Origin of the sequence: Rhodococcus sp. H29-C3 (assembly GCF_030063405.1) — a bacterium.
In the GTDB taxonomy this organism is placed as follows: domain Bacteria; phylum Actinomycetota; class Actinomycetes; order Mycobacteriales; family Mycobacteriaceae; genus Rhodococcoides.
The window spans coordinates 260874-281323 of record NZ_JASITC010000002.1; the positions used below are offsets into that span (position 1 = coordinate 260874).

Genomic DNA, 20450 nt, shown 5'->3' on the forward strand with positions numbered 1-20450 from the left:
TCTGCGTCACAGTGATCACATCTGTCAATATGCCGTTCCATGACCCCTCGTACCCGGAGTGAGCGGCGAACAGCGCGCAGAACTGCGGTGCACGAGATTGCTGGTGGCCGGACTGGCCGAGTTTCGGACAAACTGCGGGACGCTCGAGCAGCGCAGTAGCCTCGACTACGTTTGCGTGTAGAGAATTTCCTTCGGATGGCCGTTGGTGAACAGTTCCCAGTACGACTCGGCAATCAAATCCGGATCGAAGAAGGTGCCTGGCTGGACTACACCGCCGATGGTCACGATACCCACAGTGATGCCATGCGGTGCCAGTTCCTCGGCCAGGGTGAACGACAGATTTCGCAATCCGGCTTTACCTATCGAGGCAGACGCTCGCGAAGGGACGGGGTTCAACGCAAGCATGCCGCCGGTGAACAGGATGGTTCCGGACTTTCGTTCGATCATCCCGGGGATGACCTGTTGCGCGGACGTCAGACCGCCCATGACATTGACTGTGAAGTCGCTCAGTAGCGCCTTTTGCTCCAAGGTCGACGGTTCGCTGATCGTGTTGGATCCCGCGTTGTAGACCAAGACGTCCGGTGTCCCGAATTCTGATGTGATGCGGCCGAACGCGGAGATCAAGGTATCCGATACCGAGGCGTCGGCAGCGATCCCATGGGCTTCGATATTTTCCTTCTGGAGTTTTGACACCTGCAACTGCAGTGATTCTGCATTTCTGGCAAGGAGGATAACCGTGAATCCTTTATTGCCGAACTTCCGGGCAATGCTTGCACTTACGCCGGAGCCTGCCCCAACGATTACCACAGTGGACTTGCTCATCCTGATGACCTCCTGAATAGACCGGGTTCGATGCGCACAGTCTTCACCGTGTGCGCTCGGTCGGCGCGCTGTACGAACTCAACGTCGGCATCTACGAAAGCGCCGGGCCGGCGATGAGGGGGTGCGCTCGCGGGCGGAGGTGCTTCGTCACTCGTTCAGGACTACCGGCCCGTAGGTGTCGGCGTACTCGAGCGCGAGTTCCAGCTTCAGCCTGTTCGGTCCGATTGGACGGCCGAGCAACTCCTCGGCGCGCTGAATGCGGTAGCGCACGGTGTTCTTGTGGACGCCGAGGGACCGCGCGGCCGCGTCCGGACTGCGATTCGCCGCCAAATAGCTGCGCAACGTACGACGGAGCATCTCCGAGGATGCATCGCTACCGTCGAGGCCGCGGAGTTCACGGGACACCATTGCCCTGGCCGCGCCAGTATTACCTTCGAGCAAGTGAAGAATCTCGATGTCCGCATAGTGAATCAGATGGGATCGACCAGGATGAGACTCCGAAACATGCTGAGCAGCAATAGCTTCCGTATGACTCTGACGAAATCCATGCATTCCCACGCCTGGACTACCGATTGCCACCCGAATGCCGATCGGAACGTCCTCGCCGATAGCCAGCGCCGTGAGATCTGGTTCGCAATCCGCGGTCATCCATGCCCATAGACCCCGCGATCCTGAAGGCACCGTCAGCAGTTGCCGAGCCCCGATTGTTGCGGCGAGCGAACGGGCGACGGAATCCAAGAGGCCGATACCGTCCTCGGAAGGCTCCGGCTGCGAGTCTTCGAACCACAGCACAAGGGCAGTGTTATACCGGAGCAACGGGTAGTCCAACCGATTCGACGCCGTCCCGACATCCGAGATCTCACCTCGTATAATCGCCTCCACGGTTTCCGCCCGCCGGGCGAACGCGCCGCTCAATCCCCGTTCCCTCTCTTGCCCGTAGGTGTCGGCGAGCACCTCCAGTGAGACGTTGAGCCAATGACTTGCCCGCTCCAGCAATCGAATCAGAACTTTCGGTTCCAGCACCGGGTCCGTGATGCGCTCACTCGCAGTCTCCGCCGCGAATTTGAGCAGCGCCTTCTGTCCGACGCGGTAGATCTGCATCAGCACCCTCAGATGCATACCCCGGCGAGCGATTGTTCGTGCAAGATCATGCGCCGCCGGCGGGGGTTCCACCTCCGAGGAATCACCGGTGAGCCAAACAAGCAATGCGCGTCCCTGCTCGCGAGTGCTGACGCCTAAATCTCTTCGAAGCTCTCGGTCCGCGGCAACCTCGGGGACCTCGGCCGCGATCGCGGCGGCGAAGCGCACGACGAGGCCGTCCAGCGTTTCCGGCACCAGCGCCTCCGCTGCGAAGTCCCGGAGCCAAACAAAGACCATGTCATCGGAGGACACGCCGACGCCCCTTTCATCTTGGACTTCGAACACAGATTTCAACGGATCTTTTAGCCAAATTGGCCAAGAATCGGTGTGACAATTGTGCAATCGTAATAGTCAATGTCTTACATCACAGAAGGCGGGTCTCGCATGACATCGGAGAGCACGGTGCACACGAACCACAAGAACATCGACGTGCACTGCCCCGCTGACGGCCGGTTCGTCGCATCCGTCCCGGACGAGGGTGCCGCGACGGTAACCGAGACGGTCAGAGGCTTGCGCACCCACCAATCCGAGTGGGAGGCGCTGGGGCCAGAAGGACGAGCCATGTGGCTCCGGAAGCTGCGGGACTGGCTCCTCGACAATGAGCACCGCATCATCGACGTGCTCCAGTCCGAGACCGGCAAGCCACGCGCCGAAGCAGCCATCGAACCTGCACTCGCGTGCGATTTGATCAACTATTTCGCAGACAACGCCGGTAAGTTTCTCGCCGATGAGCGGGTAAAGCCGCACGGCCCTCTGTCGATGAGCAAACGACTGATCAAAACCTTCCGCCCGTATCAAGTGGTGGGTGTGATCACACCATGGAATTTCCCGCTCGCGATGCCGGCGATGGACATCATTCCAGCTTTGCTTGCTGGTGCAGCTGTGCTGCTCAAGCCATCCGAGGTCACGCCACTGGCAGCCGTAGAACTGGCGCGGGGATGGTCGGAAATCGGCGCTCCCCCTGTCTTTTCGGTACTCACCGGCCGCGGTGACACCGGTGCATCGGTCGTGGATTCAGTGGACTTCGTGCAGTTCACCGGTTCCACTGCAACCGGTCGAGCGATAGCGATACGGGCTGCCGAGCGACTGGTGCCTTGCAGCCTCGAACTCGGTGGCAAAGATCCTGCCATCGTGCTGGCGGATGCGGATCTGGACCGTGCAGTCGCCGGAATCGCCTGGGGTGGATTGTTCAACGCCGGACAGGTGTGTGTGTCGATCGAACGCGTCTACGTCGAAGCGCCGGTGTACGACGACTTCGTCGCGCGACTCGCGAAGCTCGTAGGCTCGCTGCGTCAAGGAGCCGACGACGATGGATACGGAATCGACATCGGCGCCCTGGCGACCCCGGCCCAGCGCGACCTTGTCGCGCGGCACGTAGCCGACGCTGTGGAGGGCGGCGCCACTGCGCTGACCGGCGGCAAAGCCGGCAGCACCGGCACGTTCTTCGAGCCGACAGTCCTCGTCGACGTCGATCAATCGATGGCCTGCATCCGAGAGGAGACCTTCGGGCCGACAATCCCGGTCGTGAAGGTTGCCGATGCCGATGAAGCCGTGCGCTTGGCCAACGATTCCGAGTACGGACTGTCCGCAACCGTGTGGTGCGGGGACCGAGCCCGCGGCGAGGAGATCGCCCGCCGACTCGAAGCCGGCGCGGTGAACATCAACGACGCCTTCTCCAACCTGTTCGCGCTGGGACTACCACATGGAGGCTGGAAGCAATCCGGCCTCGGCGCACGATTCGGTGGCGAGTACGGAATTCGGAAATACACTCGGCAGCAAGCGATCACAGTACCGCGCGGACCCAAATTGAAGCGCGAGTTGCTGTGGTACCCGTACTCGCCGATCCGCGGTCGACTCGTCGGCCGCGTCCTGAGAGCCCTCGTCGCGCGTGACCCACGCCGTCGCTTGTCCGTGACAAGCCGCTCGAAGACCCTGTAACGACCATAGAAGGACGGAACATGACCAATTCTCTGCGTGGTCGCGTCATCGCGATCACCGGCGGTGCCCGAGGAATCGGATTCGCTACTGCCACGGCCCTGACCCAACTCGGCGCAAAAGTAGCGATCGGGGACATCGACGACGTCAAACTGAAAGAGTCCGCGACCGAACTCGACCTGCTCAGCTACAGCAAGCTCGACGTAACGGACACCGAATCGTTCGAGGCCTTCCTCGACGACGTGGAAGCAAAGCTCGGACCTATCGACGTGCTCATCAACAATGCCGGCATCATGCCCACCGGTCGGATCGTGGACGAGCCTCATGCGGTCACCCGCCGCATCCTCGACATCAACATCCTCGGAGTCATCACCGGTTCCAAACTTGCTGTTCAGCGAATGTTGCCGCGCGGCCGTGGCCACGTGATCAACATCGCCTCACTTGCAGGCGAGATTTACACACCGGGTCTGGCTACCTACTGCGCCAGCAAATATGCCGTCGTCGGCTTCACGGACGCAGCGCGCGTAGAACACCGCGGCACCGGAATCGAGTTCTCCATGGTCCTCCCCTCTTTCGTCAACACCGAGCTGACTGCAGGCACCAAGGGAATCCCCGGACTCAAGAACGCGGAACCCGAGACCATCGCGCGAGCCATCGTGGCTTTGATCGAAAAACCCAAGCCGAAGGTACGGGTGACGAAGCTCGTCGGTGCTCTGGCCGCGAGTCAGAAGTTCCTCCCACGGAGCGTCGGTGAAGCGCTCACTCGTGCCCTTCACACCGACAAAGTCTTCCTCGAAGACGTCGACAGCGCTGCCCGGCGGGACTACGAGGAGCGGGCCCGTCACAGCTGAGAGTCCGCACGATCGCAGCCACCGATAGAAAGTACCGAGCCTTGCCATGACCAGTGAAAATGTAAGTGCAACAACGGCTGGACCGTCCGAAGAGCATGACCTGCGTCCACTTCGCGTCGCCATCGTCGGCGCCGGACCGGCAGGCATCTACGCCGCCGACGCACTCATGAAGTCCGACTACAACATCGCCGGCAACGGCGTCAGCGTCGATCTGTTCGAACGCATGCCCGCCCCCTTCGGACTCATCCGCTACGGCGTCGCACCAGATCACCCCCGCATCAAAGGCATCATCACCGCCCTCCACAAAGTCCTCGACAAACCACAAGTCCGCCTCCTCGGCAACATCGACTACGGCACCGACATCACCTTGGACGACATGCGCCGCTTCTACGACGCCGTCATCTTCTCCACCGGCGCCAACGCCGACCGCAACCTCAACATCCCCGGCATCGACCTCGACGGCAGCTACGGCGCCGCCGACTTCGTCTCCTGGTACGACGGCCACCCCGACGTCCCCCGCACCTGGCCCCTGAACGCAGAAAAAGTCGCCGTACTCGGCGTCGGCAACGTCGCACTCGACGTCGCACGCGTCCTCGCCAAAACCGGCGACGAACTCCTCCCCACCGAAATCCCCGCCAACGTCTACGAAGGCCTCAAAACCAACAAAGCCACCGAAGTCCACGTCTTCGGACGCCGCGGACCCGCACAAGCCAAATTCACCCCCCTCGAACTCCGCGAACTCGACCACTCCACCAACATCGAAGTCATCGTCGCCCCCGAGGACATCGACTACGACGAAGGCTCCGAAGCAGCACGCCGCGGCTCCAAACAGGTCGACATGGTCGCCAACACCCTCCAAGACTGGGCCATCCGCGACGTCGGCAACCGCCCCCACAAACTGTTCCTCCACTTCTTCGAATCCCCCACCGAAATCCTCGGCGAAAACGGCAAAGTCACCGGCCTACGCACCGAACGCACCGAACTCGACGGCACCGGCAACGTCAAAGGCACCGGCAAATACAACGACTGGGACGTCCAAGCTGTCTACCGCGCCGTCGGATACCTCTCCAAAAACATCGCCCAACTCCCCTTCGACGACCAAGCCGGCACCATCCCCAACGAGGCAGGCCGCGTACTCGAATCGGCAAATTCGCACACCACGGTACCGGCGACCTACGTCACCGGCTGGATCAAACGCGGACCCGTCGGCCTCATCGGCCACACCAAAGGCGACGCCAACGAAACCGTCGCCAACCTCCTCGAAGACGCACCGAACTTCACCGCCGCACCAGAACCCACCGAACAGGCCGTCACCGACTTCCTCGAAAGCAAGAAAGTCCCCTTCACCACCTGGGACGGCTGGTACCGCCTCGACGCCCACGAACGCAGCCTCGGCGAAACCGAAGGCCGCGAACGCATCAAAGTCGTCGAACGTGACCAGATGGTGGAAGCGTCGCAAGAGTAACGACAGCGTGACGTTCAACTATGAAAAATCTTCGAATAGCATTGCCTTTCTTGGATATTCAATGCACCCAAGCTCAGCGACACCCCTCTTACCGAATCAGCCGACAGTGCCGTCATTGGAGAGTCAATAGTGCGTGAGTTCTCAGTTCCTCAGTCGTTCTCGATTCCGGCCGACGTGTCGATGGCCGACTCCGTGTTCCGCCATGCTCAGGACGACCCCACATTCGTGCCGTTCAAGCGGCGGTCGAACGGTGGATGGATCGACGTCACCGCAGCTCAATTCGCGAAGCAAGTGTCTGCAGTCGCAAAGGGTCTGATTGCGTCGGGGCTGAAGCTCGGCGACCGCGTCGCCATCCTCTCTTCGACCCGCTACGAGTGGGTCGTTTTCGACTATGCCATCTGGACTGCCGGCGGATGCACAGTCTCGATTTACGAGACATCTTCGCCCGATCAGGCGCAGTGGATCCTCGAGGATTCCGCGACGACGCTTCTCGTGGTCGAAACGACCAAGCATGCGGAGATCCACCAGGAAGTCACCGACGGCGCCGACGCCCTCCGCGAGGTTCTGGTCATCGAATCGGGTGCGATCGACGAGCTCGCCAACCGCGGCTCCACAATCACCGACGAAGAACTGCACTCTCGTCGTCACCAGGTCACTGCAGCCTCACCCGCGACCCTGATCTATACCTCCGGCACAACAGGACGCCCCAAGGGGGTCCAGCTGACGCATGCCAACTTCTATGCGCAAGCGGCCGTTTGCCAGCTGGCACTACCGGATTCGATGATCCCGGGCAAAAAGACTCTGATGTTTCTGCCGCTCGCCCATGCGTTCGCGCGAGCAATCTCATTCGGCGCGTTCGAGTCGAAAGTAACCGTTGCCCACACCTCGGATTTGACGACGCTCCTCGACCAGTTCGCCGATTTCAAGCCCACCTTCATCCTCTCGGTGCCCCGCGTATTCGAGAAGGTCTACAACTCGGCGCGCCAAAAGGCCGTGGACAACGGCAAGGCCGGTGTCTTCGACAGAGCAACAGCAACGGCAATCGAATACAGTGAATCCCTCGAAAAGGGCGGCCCAGGAATAGCACTCAGGCTCAAGCACGCCATATTCGACAAGCTCGTCTATTCGAAGCTGCGTTCAGCTCTCGGTGGCGAGTGCAAGCAAGCATTCTCCGGTGGCGCCGCGCTCGGCGCACGCCTGGGTCACTACTTTCGCGGCGTCGGCATCCCGATCTATGAGGGATACGGACTCACCGAATCGAGCGCCGCCTTCAGCATCAACACTTCCAATGCGCAGCGCATCGGCACGGTAGGCAAACCGGTCGACGGCCACACCGCGCGTATCGCCGACGATGGCGAACTTCTCCTTCGCGGTCCGGTCGTATTTGCCGGCTACTGGAAGAACGAGAAGGCAACTGCCGAATCGATCATCGACGGTTGGTTCCACACCGGTGACCTCGGCTCGATCGACAATGAGGGATTCGTCTCGATCACCGGTCGTAAGAAGGAAATCATCGTCACCGCGGGTGGCAAGAACGTCGCACCGGCGGGCCTGGAAGATTCGATGCGCGCACACCCACTGATCAGCCAGTGCATCGTGGTCGGTGACGCCCAGCCGTTCATCGGCGCACTGATCACACTCGACCCGGAGACCTTGCCCGCTTGGGTCGAGCGGAACGGCCTTCCTCCCACCACGACAACCTCCGACCTGGTGACCAATGCCGATTTGATCGCTGAAATCGACTCAGCCGTGGCGGAGGCGAACAAGAAAGTGTCCAACCCCGAAAAGATCAAGAAGTACACGATCCTCGAACGCGACTTCACCCAGGAGAGCGGCGAACTGACGCCGACACTCAAGCTCAAGCGCAACATAATCCACGAAGTTCACCGAGCCGACATCAGCGACCTGTATTCCTGACCCGTCGAGTCTGCCCAGTCGAATCCGAATCGCACCTGCGGCCTTCTGTCAGGTCGCCATCCTTGCGTGCCTCACTGCTTCCTAGCTGCTGCCTATTCAGTGACGGTTGTGCACCCGGCGTCGTAGGCGCATAACACCACTACCGAGGACTGCGATCAGAAAGCCTACGATCGCGGCTAGAAGTAGTGAAACGCCCTGGGCGACATCGAGGTTCAACCCGAGAAATTCGACGTGCGCCTTTTCTGTGTTTTGCAACACGAATATCACCAACGCGATCGCCAAAAATACAGCGGCAACTCCGGTGAGGATTCGCGTTGCGCTATGAGAGGAACGCGCCGCAGGTTGCGTAGAAGTTGTTGTGGTGGTCTCGGGCTGCTGAGGCCGTTCGTTCATCGTGGCTCCTTGTCGAGGTGTCGATAGGTAGCTACCCGGCGGATGTAGAGGCGAAACCGACGCCTTTCACTTGAATGCGTTTCGGTGGACCGCTTCGATTCGGCGTCGAGCGTTATCGACTCAACACGCTCAACGACATCGACATGTAGATGACCATGGAGACCAACAAGGCCCACCCGGCTCCCTGCCAAATCGGCCAAGTGCCACCTTTGCGCCACACCCGATACGTCTGTACGAACGCGAACAACCCGCCGACCAGCAACAGAGCGGACGGAACAACGAGAAGAATCGTTCGCTCGGGCTCGGCGCACACCGCAAACGCCGCGTCGCGACAGTGACCCGAGTGCGGTCCCCAGACCGCCCACATGATGCATCCGACCATCACCACCAGCGCACTGACGATGACCGAGACGGTGAACAGGGCGGCACGGCGGACACCGCCAGACCCCCCAGGGTCATGCCATCGCTTTTCCACATCATCGGTCATACTTCCCAACCTAATCTCCCTGCTCGGTGGCGAGGTCGGGTTCGTGGATCAGATCTTCGTCAACGCGCTGCCCTTGTGCATCGCAACGTGGTCGGTCTTGTCGCTCTTGATTTCGTACTGGGGTTCGTCCGGCTGCAGCGGCGGGTATGTCCCTTGTAATCGACGTCTTCGGTGTGGACCCGCGTGATCGTGCCTTGCACGTACCCGGCTTCGGAGTTCCAACGCACGTGGTCGCCTACCGAGAACGTGGTTGCCATAAACTCTCCCCCTCTTCAATGGGCGGGCGAGCGCGCAACGGATCTCGGCTCGTCGCGCGCGGATATTCGTCGTCGTCGAGTGGTTCGTCTCGATGTTGTTCGATCACATCGGTTGTCAAGCACTCCGGTGCCCCCGAGCCGAGGACCGAAAGCCACCACTCGTCACGATCCGGATTGCCCGGCCACAGCGCTGTTTCCATCACAGATCACCTCGTTTCCGTAAACGGCGCGGTGCCGAATGTCCTTCAGGTGGAGTGAGTTTCGATCGATCGCTGCGATTCACCGCAGGCGATGTCGATCTTACGGGGCTTTGCGCGTTCGGCGAGAGGAATCATCACCGACAGGACGCCGTTATCGTAGGTTGCCGAGATATTTTCAACATCGATTCCCTCACCCAGGGAAACCTGACGGCGGAACGTACCGGCAAACCTGTCGGAGGAAATCCATTGCACACCATCGGTTTCCGGCACAGTGCGATGCGCGGTGAGAGTAAGCGTGCCGCGGTCCACATCGACGTCGATCGAGCCAGGATCGACACCGGGTAGGTCAGCGCTCAGAATGTAGCGATCGTCGACCTTGTACAGGTCCATGGGCATGAACCGTGGAACACGGCCCGAGCCGCTCGATGCTCCGAGCAACATGCTGTACGACAGCGCAGCCGAGAGTTCAGCGCGAGTAGTCCACCGAAGACAACGAACCCGAGAATCTACGACCGCATGACTCCCGTCGAGCAGGATTGCAGTGCAGCCAGCAGTTCTTCGCGGTCGTCGAACGGCAGGACAGTGTCGCCGAATACTTGTTCGGTATCGCATCCACGCCCGGCCACGACAATCACGTCACCGGGCTGCGCGTTGGCTACGGCCAGATCGAAAGCGCGTCGACGGTCGGGTTCGACGACGACCATGGCGGACTGCGCTGCGACGGCGCCGGCGGCGACCTCGTTACGAATGCCTGCTGCGTCTTCGGAGTAGGAGCTTTCGTCACTGACGATCACCAGGTCGGCCAGCTCAGCGGCAGTTGCGCCGAGTGGGAACCGTTTGCTTGGGTCTCGGTCACCGGTGGCGCCGACGACCACGATCACGCGTCCGGTGGTCAGGGTTCGCAAATACGGTAGTAGCTGGCGTTGACCTGCCGTGTTGTGCATGTAGTCGACCAGAGCGAGGAACGGTTGCCCGGCATCGATGCGTTCGAGCCGGCCCGGCACCGACGACACCCGTTCGAAACCGAGGACTGCCGACCCGAGATCTTTACCGTTCGCCGCGAGCAAAGACATGGCTGCCAGCGCGTTGTGAACCTGATGCGGACCGAGCAGGGGAAGACGAATGTCGAAGCTACCGTGAGGCGTTCGTGCGGTGAACGAAGTCCCCGATACCGTGCACTCGATGGCGTCGCCGAAGATCTCGGCTCGAGTATCGGTGGCGGACCAAGTCCAGCAGGGTATTTCGATGGTGTCTGCAAGTCGACGGCCGTAGTCGTCATCGATCCCGATCGCCGCCGCCGCCGCTCGCTGCGGTGTGAACAGTTCCGATTTCACCGCAAAGTACTTCTCCATGGAACCGTGAAAATCAAGGTGGTCGGAAGACAGATTGGTAAAGCCCACAGCAGCGAATCGGGTGCCGTCGATCCGCCGATGCGCAACAGCGTGCGAGGACACTTCCATCACTGCGGCAGTTGCGCCTTCGTCACGAAAACGTGCCAGCGCTTTCTGCAGAGGAGCGGCCTCCGGGGTGGTCCGGGTCGCCGGGAAAACGCCACCGGGACCGGAGATCGAGATACCGGTGAGAGTCCCGACCTTCTCGCCTGCAGCGGTGAGGGCCGCGTTCAGCAGGTAGGTCGTGCTCGTTTTGCCGTTGGTGCCGGTGACTCCGTAAACGTCCATTGCCCACGACGGATACGAATGGATACGTGCGCTGACCGGTCCGGCGCATCGTCGAGGATCATCGACGACGACCGTAGGCAAGATCGCTCCGGCACGATCGGAGACCGCCGCGACGGCACCCCGGGCACATGCTTGGGCTTCGAAATCGAGCCCATGTGCATGTGCGCCGGGTAGCGCCAAATACAAATCTCCCGGTTCCGCGGCACGTGAATCGGTGCAGACTCCGGTAAAAATGACAGCCGCACTGGAGGGGACCGAAGCTTCGAGCCACTCGGCCAATTCGACGAGGGTGAAGGCCGGTTCGGCCGACATCAGGTCGGGCAGGGGCCGCGGGGTACCGCTGCACGTCATCGTCACTCTCTACCCCCGCGATGACATGGGCAAACAATCCAGAAGCACCGAGTCAGGAACGAATCTGTACCACGGTGAAGTTCCAGATGCGGTGGTGTCCTACGCGCCATGGGCGTAGGTTGGACACATATCGCTTAAGCCGTCAGGCGTATTGACCGTGCAGATACCGCAGTCAATCAGTAACTCGAATTCGCTGCGGCACTTCCCGATTAACTGATGCAGCGGAGGGTCGTTGATGGAACCGATCGTGTGGCCTAGAACAGATTCGATGGACGACTGGTGGAAGGGCGTGATGGCCCACGAGGACGTCGGGCATGCACCCACTCGCAGCTACCCTCCGGACTCGGCCATGGACGCCACTCGCCCTCCCCCTCAGGCACACCCGATGGCAAGTACCCACCCCAAACCCCGTCGAGCAAGCTGACCGCGTAAAGGACGGATACAGCCACCCGCGCTACTGTCGGGAGGATGACGGACGCATCGTGGGATGGGTATGTGCGCGTTCGCGGCGCCACCGAGCACAACCTGGCGGCAGTGGATGTCGATATTCCGCGCAACGCGTTCGTCGCGTTCACGGGCGTGTCAGGGTCAGGCAAGTCGTCTTTGGCGTTCAGTACCTTGTACGCCGAAGCGCAACGACGCTACTTCGAGTCGGTGGCCCCATACGCCCGTCGGCTCCTGCAGCAGGTGGGCGCACCGCACGTTGCTTCCATCACCGGACTACCCCCTGCCGTAGCGCTACAGCAACGCCGAGGCGCGCCCAGTTCACGCTCCAGCGTCGGCACGATCACCACTTTGTCGAACCTGCTGCGGATGCTTTACTCCCGCGCCGGTACCTACCCGGATGGGGCGTCACGCCTCGAGGCGGAATCGTTCTCCCCCAACACCGTCGCCGGAGCATGCCCACGATGCGGCGGGCTCGGCGTCTTCCACGACGTGACAACGAAGCTGCTGGTTCCCGACCCTTCGCTGAGCATCCGTGAGGGAGCAATCGCGGCCTGGCCCGGTGCCTGGCAGGGTGCGAACTTGCGCAGCATCGTCAGCGGCCTGGGCATCGATATCGACGCGCCATGGCGCAAGCTCAGCCGGAAGGACCGCGACTGGCTCCTCTATACAGACGAGCAACCGAAGGTATTCATCGAACCCCAGGCCGACCGCGTCGACCACAGTTACGAAGGCAAGTTCTGGAGCGCTCGCCGCCACGTCATGCATGTCCTAGCGGACTCCACGAGCGAGCGGATGCGCGAACGCGCGCTGCGATTCACCGAGAGTGTCCGCTGCCCACAGTGCTCGGGCAGCGGGCTACGGGCCGACGCATTGGCCGTCACTGTCGCCGGATACTCCATCGCCGCGCTCAACACGCTCTCATTGACCGAGGTCGCCACAGTGTTGCGACCGATCGCCGAACAGTCCGACATGGTCGCCGCGACGCCGTCGGCATCGTCCGGGGAAACAACCGAGGTGGCGGTACGCATCACCGCCGACCTGCTCGCCAGGATCGAGGTGCTGCTCGGTTTGGGTTTGGGATATCTGTCGCTGGGACGTAGCTCGACGACGCTGTCGCCCGGTGAGGCACAGCGTCTGCGGATCGCCACACAGCTTCGTTCCGGGCTTTTCGGTGTGGTGTACGTCTTGGACGAACCGTCCGCCGGCCTGCATCCGGCCGACGCCGAACCGCTGCTCGACGTGTTGGATCGGCTGAAGGAATCCGGCAACTCACTGTTCGTCGTCGAGCACGATATGGACGTGGTCCGACGGGCCGACTGGGTGGTCGATATCGGACCTGCTGCAGGTGAAGGCGGTGGCCGGGTGTTGTACAGCGGCCCGGTGGCCGGGCTCGAGCAGATCGAGGAGTCGGTTACCGGGCACCATCTGTTCGGGCGTGCAGAGTCCCCGCGTCGTCAGGCGCGACCGACCCGAGGCTGGCTTACTCTGGCCGGCGTCACCCGCCATAACCTGCGCGGGTTGTCCGTGCAATTCCCCTTGGCGGTGCTGACCGCGGTGACCGGTGTGTCGGGGTCTGGGAAGTCGACACTCGTCACCCAAGTCTTGTTCGAGGTGGCGCGTCATCGACTCGATACCGCTGCAGATGAGGACGTCGACGCGCAGATCGAGATCGACGTGACCGACGTCGACGGGTTCGACGAGTTCAGCCGGTTGGTCCGGGTGGATCAACGACCCATCGGCCGCACACCCCGCTCGACACTGGCCACCTACGTCGGAATGTTCGACATCGTCCGCAAGCTGTTCGCCGACACCGACGAGGCCAAGGCCCGCGGCTGGGCGCCCGGCCGGTTCTCCTTCAACGTCCCCGAAGGACGCTGCCCCACCTGCCAGGGCGACGGTTTCGTCGAAGTGGAGCTCCTCTTCCTTCCCGGCACCTACGGCCCCTGCCCCACCTGCCACGGCGCCCGCTACACCCCCGACACTCTCGAAGTCACCTGGCGCGAGAAAACCATCGCCGACGTGCTGGCGATGTCGGTGAACGAGGCCGCTGGGTTCTTCGCCGACATCACCAGCGCATCCCGCAGCCTCGAGACGCTGCTCGATATCGGGCTCGGCTACCTGCGGCTCGGCCAGCCTGCCACCGAGCTCAGCGGCGGCGAAGCACAGCGCATCAAGATCGCCAACGAACTGCAGCGCACCCGACCCGGCAACGTGCTGTACCTACTGGACGAACCCACCGCCGGGCTGCATCCAGCTGACGTCGCACTACTCATGCGCCAGCTCCACCGCCTGGTCGACGCAGGCAATACCGTCGTGATGGTGGAACACGACCTGGACGCCATTGCCTCTGCCGACTGGGTCATCGACCTCGGACCCGGCGGTGGGGACAAGGGCGGCACCGTGGTCGCAACGGGGACACCGACCGAGGTGGCCGCGTCTACGGACAGCATCACGGGCCCTTACTTGGCTCGACGGCTGCACTCCTGATCCGGAGAAACGCGGCCTGACATGATCGGCTACATGATCGAATCCCCGTCCGTCGAGCAATTCCGCCGGTTGGCTCAGTCGTCGCCGTGGCGCTGGACGACAGTCGAGTTCGAATTCGTCCCTCCCCGTCAAACTTCCGCCGTGCACGCCTGGATTCGACGCCCCGGATCTCTGCGGGTGGAGACCGCCGACGGCGAGATCGACGAACTCTGCTGTGCAACAGATCCTTTCGCAGGAACGACGACAGTGTACTCGGACGGAATATCGCGGCAGACCGAGACGAAGTGGGCCTCGGACGTGACTCCGGTCTTCGACGTCGACGGACTGGTATCGGCGCTGCCGTCAGTGACAGATTCGTGGCTGGTGGACTGGGATGACCCGTTCTACCAGAACTATCGGTGGATCGCGATGCTCAACCCGATCGAGCTCACCCGATCGGCCCACGACCATGAGTCCACGACGACGGTCACGGAACTGTCCGACGCGCAGATCGTGGACCACCACGGCCGACCGGCTTGGCAGGTGATCGCCCGCACCACGGACGAATACGACGCCCGATGCGAATGCTGCCCCCTACTGAACGGGCACTTCGACTACGAGACCGATCATTGGGTTACGGGGGCTCCGGTGACCGTGCGTCTCGACGCCCAGACCGGCATCTGCGTCTACATCGGCCCGGCGCCGGCAAATCCGACGTACGAGTGCGACCTCGATATAGCGATCCTCGCCGTCGACGCTCGGATGGACGACAGCCTGTTCACGCGCTCAGGCAGCTAGCTGTTCCAGTAGGTACGCGACCGGGCGGTCACTGCGCTGATGCGCGAAGTCGCAGGCTCGAGAACACGTGCAATCACCGGAATTACTACTATCGTACGTCGGCCAATATTCGGCGGAAGTCGTTGTGACCCAGCTTCAGCAGCGGTGAATGTGCGCACCCGCGTCGGCGATTGCCGCGTGGTGCTCGGTCGGGTCAGTTGCGCGTACCTGCTCGAGGAATACGTCGAGGTCGATCGGCTTGCCACCCACCCAGGTCCCCTCGACCGCCACGTCGGTAGTCAGCCGGGAGGCCTCCACTTCGTAGGGGTCGCGCGAAAGCACTGTGAAGTCCGCGAGCTTTCCGACCTCGATCGAGCCGATCTCGTGGTCTCGATGCAGGACGTGCGCCGCGTTGATCGTCTGCGCTTTGATGGCGTCATCCAGACTGATGACCTGCTCCGGGCCATGTAGCTGTCCAGACGGAGTCCTCCGCGTGATCACGGTCTGAATGTTCAGCAGCACATCGGGCGGGCTGACCATTCCGTCATTGTGAAATGCCACGACAGCACCTGCACGGAACGCGTCTCCGATCCGCTGCCACTGCGCCCCGATCGAGCTGTCGAAGATCTCGCCGTCCAGCAAGTCTCCCCAGTAGATCAGCTGGTAAGGCCCCATCGACAACACGACGCCAAGATTCGCAGCGCGCACGAACTGATCTCCCCTGCAGGCACCGAGGTGTTCCACCCGCCACCGGTGATCTGTACCGGTCATATTGTTGAGCGCCAGCGCGCGCTCGTAGGCGTCGAGAACGATATCGAGTCCGACGTCGCCGTTGACATGGAACGCGAACTGAAATCCTTTGTCGGCGTGGGAAGCAAGAGCCGCGTCCAGTGCGGCTCGAGAGTAGTTCATCTTTGTCTCGTAGGTCGCGCCGGGAGCGATCTGCGCGTTACGGGTGGTCGGGGTATCCAGGTAGGGAAAAGAAATCGCAATTGTTCCGACCCACGGGGCACCGTCCGCCCACAGTTTGATGCCTTGTTTGCGGAGCATGCTGTCCGGGACCGGCGAGCTGAACGGCTCGCCACAGGTCGACTCGGTCGACACGTGATAAAGCGAGACCCGAATCGGGCAATCCGACGTCGAGGCCAATGCCTCGAAGATCGGCTTGCTGTCATCGGAGTACGAGTGATCCGAAGTCGCGGTCACTCCGTGGCGAGCCATGAGCGCGTACCACTGAGCGCACGAGTGCAGCGGATGACTGACGATCTTCGGCAACATCGGCATCAGGACCTGAGCGATCGCCGTGCTTTCGTAAGCGAGTCCGTTCGAGGAGCCGTCCTCGAGGCGGCCGAACGACGCGCCGGCAGGATCCGCTGGGGGTGTGCCGTTCGGCCAGCCCAGCGCGGCGATCACGCCCGAGTTGAAGTACACCTCGTGACCCGAGTTGTCGAAGACGATCACCGCTCGATCAGGGAAATAGGCGTCGAGCTGCACTCGGTCGAGCTCCGGCGCTCCTTGAAGCATTCGATCGAGACCGTTGAACAACAGTGGCTGACCGGCAGGCTCTTCTGCGTTGGCCTTGTGGAAGAGCGCATCGACGTCGGCAAACGATGGGTAGCCGACGTAGGGAGCAATCCAATAGGCCGGTGCCTGCGTGACAAGCCCGGAGAGTCCTGGGTGATTGTGCGAGTCGATGAAACCAGGCAGCAGAACGCTGGACCCCAGGTCGGTCACAGTCGCATCCGGAGAGGCACCTTGGCAGTCAGCCAAGGAGCCTACCGCAATGATCACACCGGTCTCGGTGTCCACCGCAACCGCTTCTGCGCGCGGACGCTCCGCGTCGACTGTGATCACTGTCGATGCCTTGACGATGACGTGAGACATCTACGGCTCCTCGATTCCGGCGAAAAGAAAGGCCGGAGTCGACCGGCGAACCGGCTTTCTCCGCCGTCGAGACGGCCGTGAGGTGAGTCGAATTCAGGTCGAACACTCCGCCTATCACTGCTAGGAGATCACCCTATATCCGAGAAGACCGGACAGGTGGGGACTCATCACTCTTATGGCAGCTTTGGTTCGCCCATTGCAGAGATCGTTCAATTCTTGCTTTTCGCCTCGACGCGGCCGACGAAATGATCCATGGTGTTGTTGACGCCGAGCTGATTCATGAGCTTGTCGAACCAGCGAACCGGGAGCACCCGGGCCGGTGACAACAGGTTCACGAATCGGGGCATGATCAACTCGTGCCGGCCCTTCTCGATCGCTGTCAAAGTCTTCTCCGCCACGAACTCGGGCGTGAGGATCGGCAGGAGGAGTGGGTATTTCGTCTGCACACCCTTGAACATCCCGGTGCTGACGAAGTACGGACACACAACCAACGAGTTGACACCTGCGTTGGCTTTCGAGAGTTCCACACGGAGTGATTCAGCGAAACCGAAGGCGGCGAACTTGCTCGCGGAGTAGTCGGTTTGCTTGGCGACCCCCACAAGTCCAGCAGCGCTGGAGACGGTGACGACGGTACCGCGACGGTTCTCGATCATGTTGCCGAGGAAGGCCCGGGTGACCCAGAAGAGGGAAAGCGTGTTCACGCGGATCGTTCGCTCGATGGCTTCGTCGGAGGCGTCGAGGAGGTTCTTGCCGGTGACGATCCCCGCGTTGTTGATCAGGACGTCGACAGGCCCAGTTAGCTTCGCGGCGGCCTGGACGGAATCGCGGTCGGATACATCGACGGTGTAGGCCTCGGCGGAGTGACCCGCGGCAACGATCTCCCGGCTGACGTTCCTGCCGGCTTCGTCGGAAAGATCCCACACGATGACCCGGGCTCCGCGTTCAGCAGCGCCCAAGGCGAGAAGTCGGCCGATACCACTGCCGCCGCCGGTGACCAAGACGCTTTGGTTCCTCAGGGAATGAGACACAATTCTTCTCCTAGCAGTCGAAATCGATGAAGCAACATCCATACCGCAAGTATTGACCAACTGGTCAATGACTGCAATGTGAGCCTCGACAACTTCATATCTGCTGGTCGTATCGCTGGACAGGTCTAGGCTCTCGAAAGTGGCCGGAGCAAAGAAGTCAGAACCCGAGCGGCGGAGCGACATACTCGCCGCCGCAAAACTGGTGGCCCTCGATGGCGGACTGGAAACAGTCACCGCCCGGACTGTCGCTGCTGAAGCTGATCTCTCCAGCGGCCTCGTCTACTTCTACTACCAAACCAAAAACGGACTGCTTCACGCTCTGCTCGCGCAATTGCTCGAGACAACCCTGGACGGGCCGGAAGACGGTTTCGGCGAGGACCTTCTCGCAGACGTCGCCCTCCGCGAGATGATCACCACAGAACTGGAAGGCCTCCACACTCAGCGTGATGAAGTCGACCTACTTTTCCAGTTCTACTTCTTCCGAAGAAGCATCGACTTTCGTGACCAGATCAACACGGGCCTCCGGTTGTATACCGACGCGATTCACCCCGTCACCGACCGATTCGCTCGGGAACACGATCTCGATCCCGACGCCTTCCGATCCACACTTGTCGCTCTCATCCAAGGAGCTGCGATAGACGTCGTACGTCGGCCCGAAAGCTTCAGTGCCGCAAATCTTCTCCAAGTCGTCGCCGCCCTCGCGTCAGCGGCGCCGCGCACTTCCGAGCGCACCATCTGAGCTCGTCCGCATTTTCGATGAGCGAATCGGCCCAGCGTCAGGTGCGAGTGTTTCGCTTCACCCAACCCCACGCAGCGGTCGCTGCGAACAACACGATCCCGATGACGGCCAACCAGAGCAAGCCTTTGAAAACGAACCCGAGAATGACGAACACCAGCCACACAACGAGTAACAATCCAATGAGTCCAAGCATCCCCCGATCATGACAGACCTTTACGTCAGCTCGGTAGGAACCCATCGAAACGAACACCCTAGGTCCCTCGGATCGAAGACCGGTTTCCGTATTGATCTTCGACTGCGAGCTCCCGTGTTTTCGCGTTGACATACTCGTCGAACCACTTCGGCGTCCGCATGTGCACTTCAGCTTTCAGTCGCCAATTCTCCTTGCCGGAAACGTGACCGAACTCCCACTTCGGATCGACCGGATACCTGGTCAGCTTCGTCTCCGCATCGCGGAGGCGATCTAGGACAAAGAAAAATAGCCTTACACTTTGCGTTTCCGCAAGTGCAAGGCTATTTCTTGTGCGCCCGAAGGGATTCGAACCCCTAACCTCCTGATCCGTAGTCAGGTGCTCTATCCGTTGAGCTACGGGCGCATGTTCAATTGTGTTGATCCTTACGAATCAACGGTCCTGCGTCAAACTGGCTGGTCCTTGCGGATCAGCTTGGCGGAGGCGAGAGGATTTGAACCTCCGGACCCGGTGAAGGGTCAAGTCATTAGCAGTGACTCCCATTCGGCCGCTCTGGCACGCCTCCTAGGCTGCCGGCCCTCTCGGACCGCCGAGGAACGAGATTACACACGGTTGAGAGGAGAACGCAAAACGCCAGGTCAAATCCCGTTCACCTGAGGAACGAGTCGAACCAATCGAAAATTCTGGCCTGAGCTTCGATCAGGGCCGCCGCCGCCGGATCGCTGTCTTCGGTACTGCCGGGTGACGGCTGCGGTTCGTCGGCGCGGTGGCGCAGTCCGCTGTAGCTGACGACGTTGGTGGCTACGGATGACCGTGTGGCTGCGTCACGGAGGCCCTCGATGTGCTCCGGTGGGGTCCTGGGGTCGTTCTCGCCGTACAGGCCCAACCAGGGCGCCTGGAGCGAGGGCGCGGCGTCGATCAACGCGATGGCGTCGGCGTTCAGTGGTTCGACGATGCCCGCCGCCGCGACGCTGACCGCGGCACCGATCGGTCGGTTCGTTGCGACGATCAGCGCCGCAGTTCCGGCGTCGTCGAATCCGATGACGCCGACGCAGTCCGGGTAGACACCCCGGGAAGTGAGCCAGTCGAAGGTCGCATCGAAGTCGGAGAACAGATTGTCGCCGAAGACCTCTTCGCCCTCAGTTCCTCGATGGAACAGGTTCGGGGCGACGGCCAGCCATCCTTCGAGCGCGAGCGCACGCAGCAGGTCGAGTAACGATTCCGGTAGTTCGCGGGATTCGTGCAGCACCACGATCCCGCCTCGGACGTGCCCTTCCGGGGAGATGGCCGTCAAGGGCACCTTGTGCTGCACAGGCGGATGCTCATCGTCTTCCACATCGATTCGAAGCACTGCCACATCCGTGAAGATTCCCGACATGACACCAAAATAGTGCGACCGGCCGCGCCCCGCTGGATTACCA

18 protein-coding genes, 2 tRNA genes and 1 pseudogene are annotated in these 20450 nt (G+C 61.5%); 7 read left to right on the plus strand and 14 right to left on the minus strand.

All coding sequences use genetic code 11. From position 1 onward, the window contains the following. Positions 1-165: 165 nt before the first annotated feature. Both QMK32_RS05280 and QMK32_RS05285 read right to left on the minus strand, forming a co-directional pair. Positions 166-822, minus strand: coding sequence for an SDR family NAD(P)-dependent oxidoreductase (locus tag QMK32_RS05280; protein ID WP_269301732.1), 657 nt, complete (start codon positions 820-822; stop codon positions 166-168). A 147-nt stretch (positions 823-969) separates the two neighbouring features. Then, positions 970-2214, minus strand: a complete 1245-nt coding sequence (locus QMK32_RS05285) for a PucR family transcriptional regulator (RefSeq protein WP_269301733.1) — start codon at positions 2212-2214, stop codon at positions 970-972. Positions 2215-2346: 132 nt separating this feature from the next. On the opposite strand from QMK32_RS05285, the gene QMK32_RS05290 reads away from it, so the two are divergent. The 4 genes from QMK32_RS05290 (at position 2347) to QMK32_RS05305 (ending at position 8130) form a co-directional block, all read left to right on the plus strand. Then, complete coding sequence (locus QMK32_RS05290; RefSeq protein WP_283473472.1) at positions 2347-3900, plus strand: aldehyde dehydrogenase family protein; 1554 nt, start codon at positions 2347-2349, stop codon at positions 3898-3900. Between the two features lie 20 nt (positions 3901-3920). Further along, positions 3921-4748, plus strand: a complete 828-nt coding sequence (locus QMK32_RS05295; protein ID WP_283473474.1) for an SDR family oxidoreductase — start codon at positions 3921-3923, stop codon at positions 4746-4748. 46 nt (positions 4749-4794) lie between these two features. Continuing rightward, the gene (locus QMK32_RS05300; RefSeq protein ID WP_283473476.1) at positions 4795-6213 is read left to right on the plus strand and encodes an FAD-dependent oxidoreductase; all 1419 of its coding nucleotides are present in this window, start codon (positions 4795-4797) and stop codon (positions 6211-6213) included. 129 nt (positions 6214-6342) lie between these two features. Next, positions 6343-8130 carry an AMP-dependent synthetase/ligase gene (locus QMK32_RS05305; RefSeq protein WP_283473478.1) on the plus strand — a complete coding sequence of 596 codons (1788 nt, stop codon included), beginning with the start codon at positions 6343-6345 and terminating at the stop codon, positions 8128-8130. A gap of 96 nt (positions 8131-8226) precedes the next feature. Here the strand turns inward: QMK32_RS05305 and QMK32_RS05310 are convergent, their stop codons facing one another. From QMK32_RS05310 to QMK32_RS05330, 5 genes and pseudogenes are all read right to left on the minus strand, one after another. After that, positions 8227-8523: a lipopolysaccharide assembly protein LapA domain-containing protein gene (locus tag QMK32_RS05310; protein ID WP_269306855.1), complete on the minus strand. Its 297-nt coding sequence runs from the start codon at positions 8521-8523 to the stop codon at positions 8227-8229. Positions 8524-8635: 112 nt separating this feature from the next. Beyond that, positions 8636-9010 (minus strand): hypothetical protein, encoded by a 375-nt coding sequence (locus QMK32_RS05315; protein ID WP_283473482.1) that lies wholly within the window; start codon positions 9008-9010, stop codon positions 8636-8638. A 48-nt stretch (positions 9011-9058) separates the two neighbouring features. Next, positions 9059-9267 (minus strand): annotated as a pseudogene (locus tag QMK32_RS05320) (hypervirulence associated TUDOR domain-containing protein). A gap of 245 nt (positions 9268-9512) precedes the next feature. Next, on the minus strand, positions 9513-9908 hold the full coding sequence (locus QMK32_RS05325; protein ID WP_283473484.1) for an Hsp20/alpha crystallin family protein: 396 nt from the start codon (positions 9906-9908) through the stop codon (positions 9513-9515). 65 nt (positions 9909-9973) lie between these two features. After that, entirely contained in the window at positions 9974-11497 is a 1524-nt protein-coding gene (locus tag QMK32_RS05330) for a Mur ligase family protein (protein ID WP_283473487.1), read from the minus strand. A gap of 468 nt (positions 11498-11965) precedes the next feature. Between QMK32_RS05330 and uvrA the strand changes: the two genes are divergently transcribed. Next, positions 11966-14431 carry an excinuclease ABC subunit UvrA gene (uvrA, locus tag QMK32_RS05335; protein WP_283473489.1) on the plus strand — a complete coding sequence of 822 codons (2466 nt, stop codon included), beginning with the start codon at positions 11966-11968 and terminating at the stop codon, positions 14429-14431. A gap of 33 nt (positions 14432-14464) precedes the next feature. Then, entirely contained in the window at positions 14465-15208 is a 744-nt protein-coding gene (locus tag QMK32_RS05340) for a hypothetical protein (protein ID WP_283473491.1), read from the plus strand. Between the two features lie 135 nt (positions 15209-15343). Here QMK32_RS05340 and QMK32_RS05345 read toward each other — a convergent pair whose 3' ends face one another. Both QMK32_RS05345 and QMK32_RS05350 read right to left on the minus strand, forming a co-directional pair. Next, positions 15344-17071, minus strand: coding sequence for an amidohydrolase (locus tag QMK32_RS05345; RefSeq protein WP_283473493.1), 1728 nt, complete (start codon positions 17069-17071; stop codon positions 15344-15346). 209 nt (positions 17072-17280) lie between these two features. Further along, complete coding sequence (locus QMK32_RS05350) at positions 17281-18099, minus strand: SDR family oxidoreductase (protein ID WP_283473494.1); 819 nt, start codon at positions 18097-18099, stop codon at positions 17281-17283. Between the two features lie 139 nt (positions 18100-18238). Here QMK32_RS05350 and QMK32_RS05355 point away from each other — a divergent pair, with 139 nt between their 5' ends. Beyond that, entirely contained in the window at positions 18239-18838 is a 600-nt protein-coding gene (locus tag QMK32_RS05355; protein ID WP_283473496.1) for a TetR/AcrR family transcriptional regulator, read from the plus strand. Positions 18839-18875: 37 nt separating this feature from the next. Here the strand turns inward: QMK32_RS05355 and QMK32_RS05360 are convergent, their stop codons facing one another. The 5 genes from QMK32_RS05360 to QMK32_RS05375 form a co-directional block, all read right to left on the minus strand. Then, positions 18876-19031 carry a hypothetical protein gene (locus QMK32_RS05360; protein ID WP_283473498.1) on the minus strand — a complete coding sequence of 52 codons (156 nt, stop codon included), beginning with the start codon at positions 19029-19031 and terminating at the stop codon, positions 18876-18878. Positions 19032-19089: 58 nt separating this feature from the next. Then, the gene (locus tag QMK32_RS25330; protein WP_502943545.1) at positions 19090-19407 is read right to left on the minus strand and encodes a GH-E family nuclease; all 318 of its coding nucleotides are present in this window, start codon (positions 19405-19407) and stop codon (positions 19090-19092) included. Beyond that, a tRNA-Arg gene (locus tag QMK32_RS05365) sits at positions 19362-19434 on the minus strand. The genes QMK32_RS25330 and QMK32_RS05365 overlap by 46 nt, the downstream gene beginning before the upstream one ends. A gap of 70 nt (positions 19435-19504) precedes the next feature. Beyond that, positions 19505-19594: transfer RNA gene (locus QMK32_RS05370), tRNA-Ser, on the minus strand. An 84-nt stretch (positions 19595-19678) separates the two neighbouring features. Further along, the gene (locus QMK32_RS05375; protein ID WP_269306873.1) at positions 19679-20407 is read right to left on the minus strand and encodes a dienelactone hydrolase family protein; all 729 of its coding nucleotides are present in this window, start codon (positions 20405-20407) and stop codon (positions 19679-19681) included. Between the last annotated feature and the right edge of the window lie 43 nt (positions 20408-20450).

Excerpts from the sequence above, each read along its gene's own strand:
- QMK32_RS05345 (WP_283473493.1), bottom strand. The coding sequence starts at position 17,071 with ATGTCTCACGTCATCGTCAAGGCATCGACAGTGATCACAGTCGACGCG.
- QMK32_RS05330 (WP_283473487.1), bottom strand. The coding sequence starts at position 11,497 with ATGACGTGCAGCGGTACCCCGCGGCCCCTGCCCGACCTGATGTCGGCC.
- QMK32_RS05310 (WP_269306855.1), bottom strand. The coding sequence starts at position 8,523 with ATGAACGAACGGCCTCAGCAGCCCGAGACCACCACAACAACTTCTACG.
- QMK32_RS05375 (WP_269306873.1), bottom strand. The coding sequence starts at position 20,407 with ATGTCGGGAATCTTCACGGATGTGGCAGTGCTTCGAATCGATGTGGAA.
- QMK32_RS05280 (WP_269301732.1), bottom strand. The coding sequence starts at position 822 with ATGAGCAAGTCCACTGTGGTAATCGTTGGGGCAGGCTCCGGCGTAAGT.
- QMK32_RS05315 (WP_283473482.1), bottom strand. The coding sequence starts at position 9,010 with ATGACCGATGATGTGGAAAAGCGATGGCATGACCCTGGGGGGTCTGGC.
- QMK32_RS05295 (WP_283473474.1), top strand. The coding sequence starts at position 3,921 with ATGACCAATTCTCTGCGTGGTCGCGTCATCGCGATCACCGGCGGTGCC.
- QMK32_RS05340 (WP_283473491.1), top strand. The coding sequence starts at position 14,465 with ATGATCGAATCCCCGTCCGTCGAGCAATTCCGCCGGTTGGCTCAGTCG.
- QMK32_RS05325 (WP_283473484.1), bottom strand. The coding sequence starts at position 9,908 with ATGTTGCTCGGAGCATCGAGCGGCTCGGGCCGTGTTCCACGGTTCATG.
- QMK32_RS05360 (WP_283473498.1), bottom strand. The coding sequence starts at position 19,031 with ATGCTTGGACTCATTGGATTGTTACTCGTTGTGTGGCTGGTGTTCGTC.
- QMK32_RS05300 (WP_283473476.1), top strand. The coding sequence starts at position 4,795 with ATGACCAGTGAAAATGTAAGTGCAACAACGGCTGGACCGTCCGAAGAG.
- uvrA (WP_283473489.1), top strand. The coding sequence starts at position 11,966 with ATGACGGACGCATCGTGGGATGGGTATGTGCGCGTTCGCGGCGCCACC.
- QMK32_RS05290 (WP_283473472.1), top strand. The coding sequence starts at position 2,347 with ATGACATCGGAGAGCACGGTGCACACGAACCACAAGAACATCGACGTG.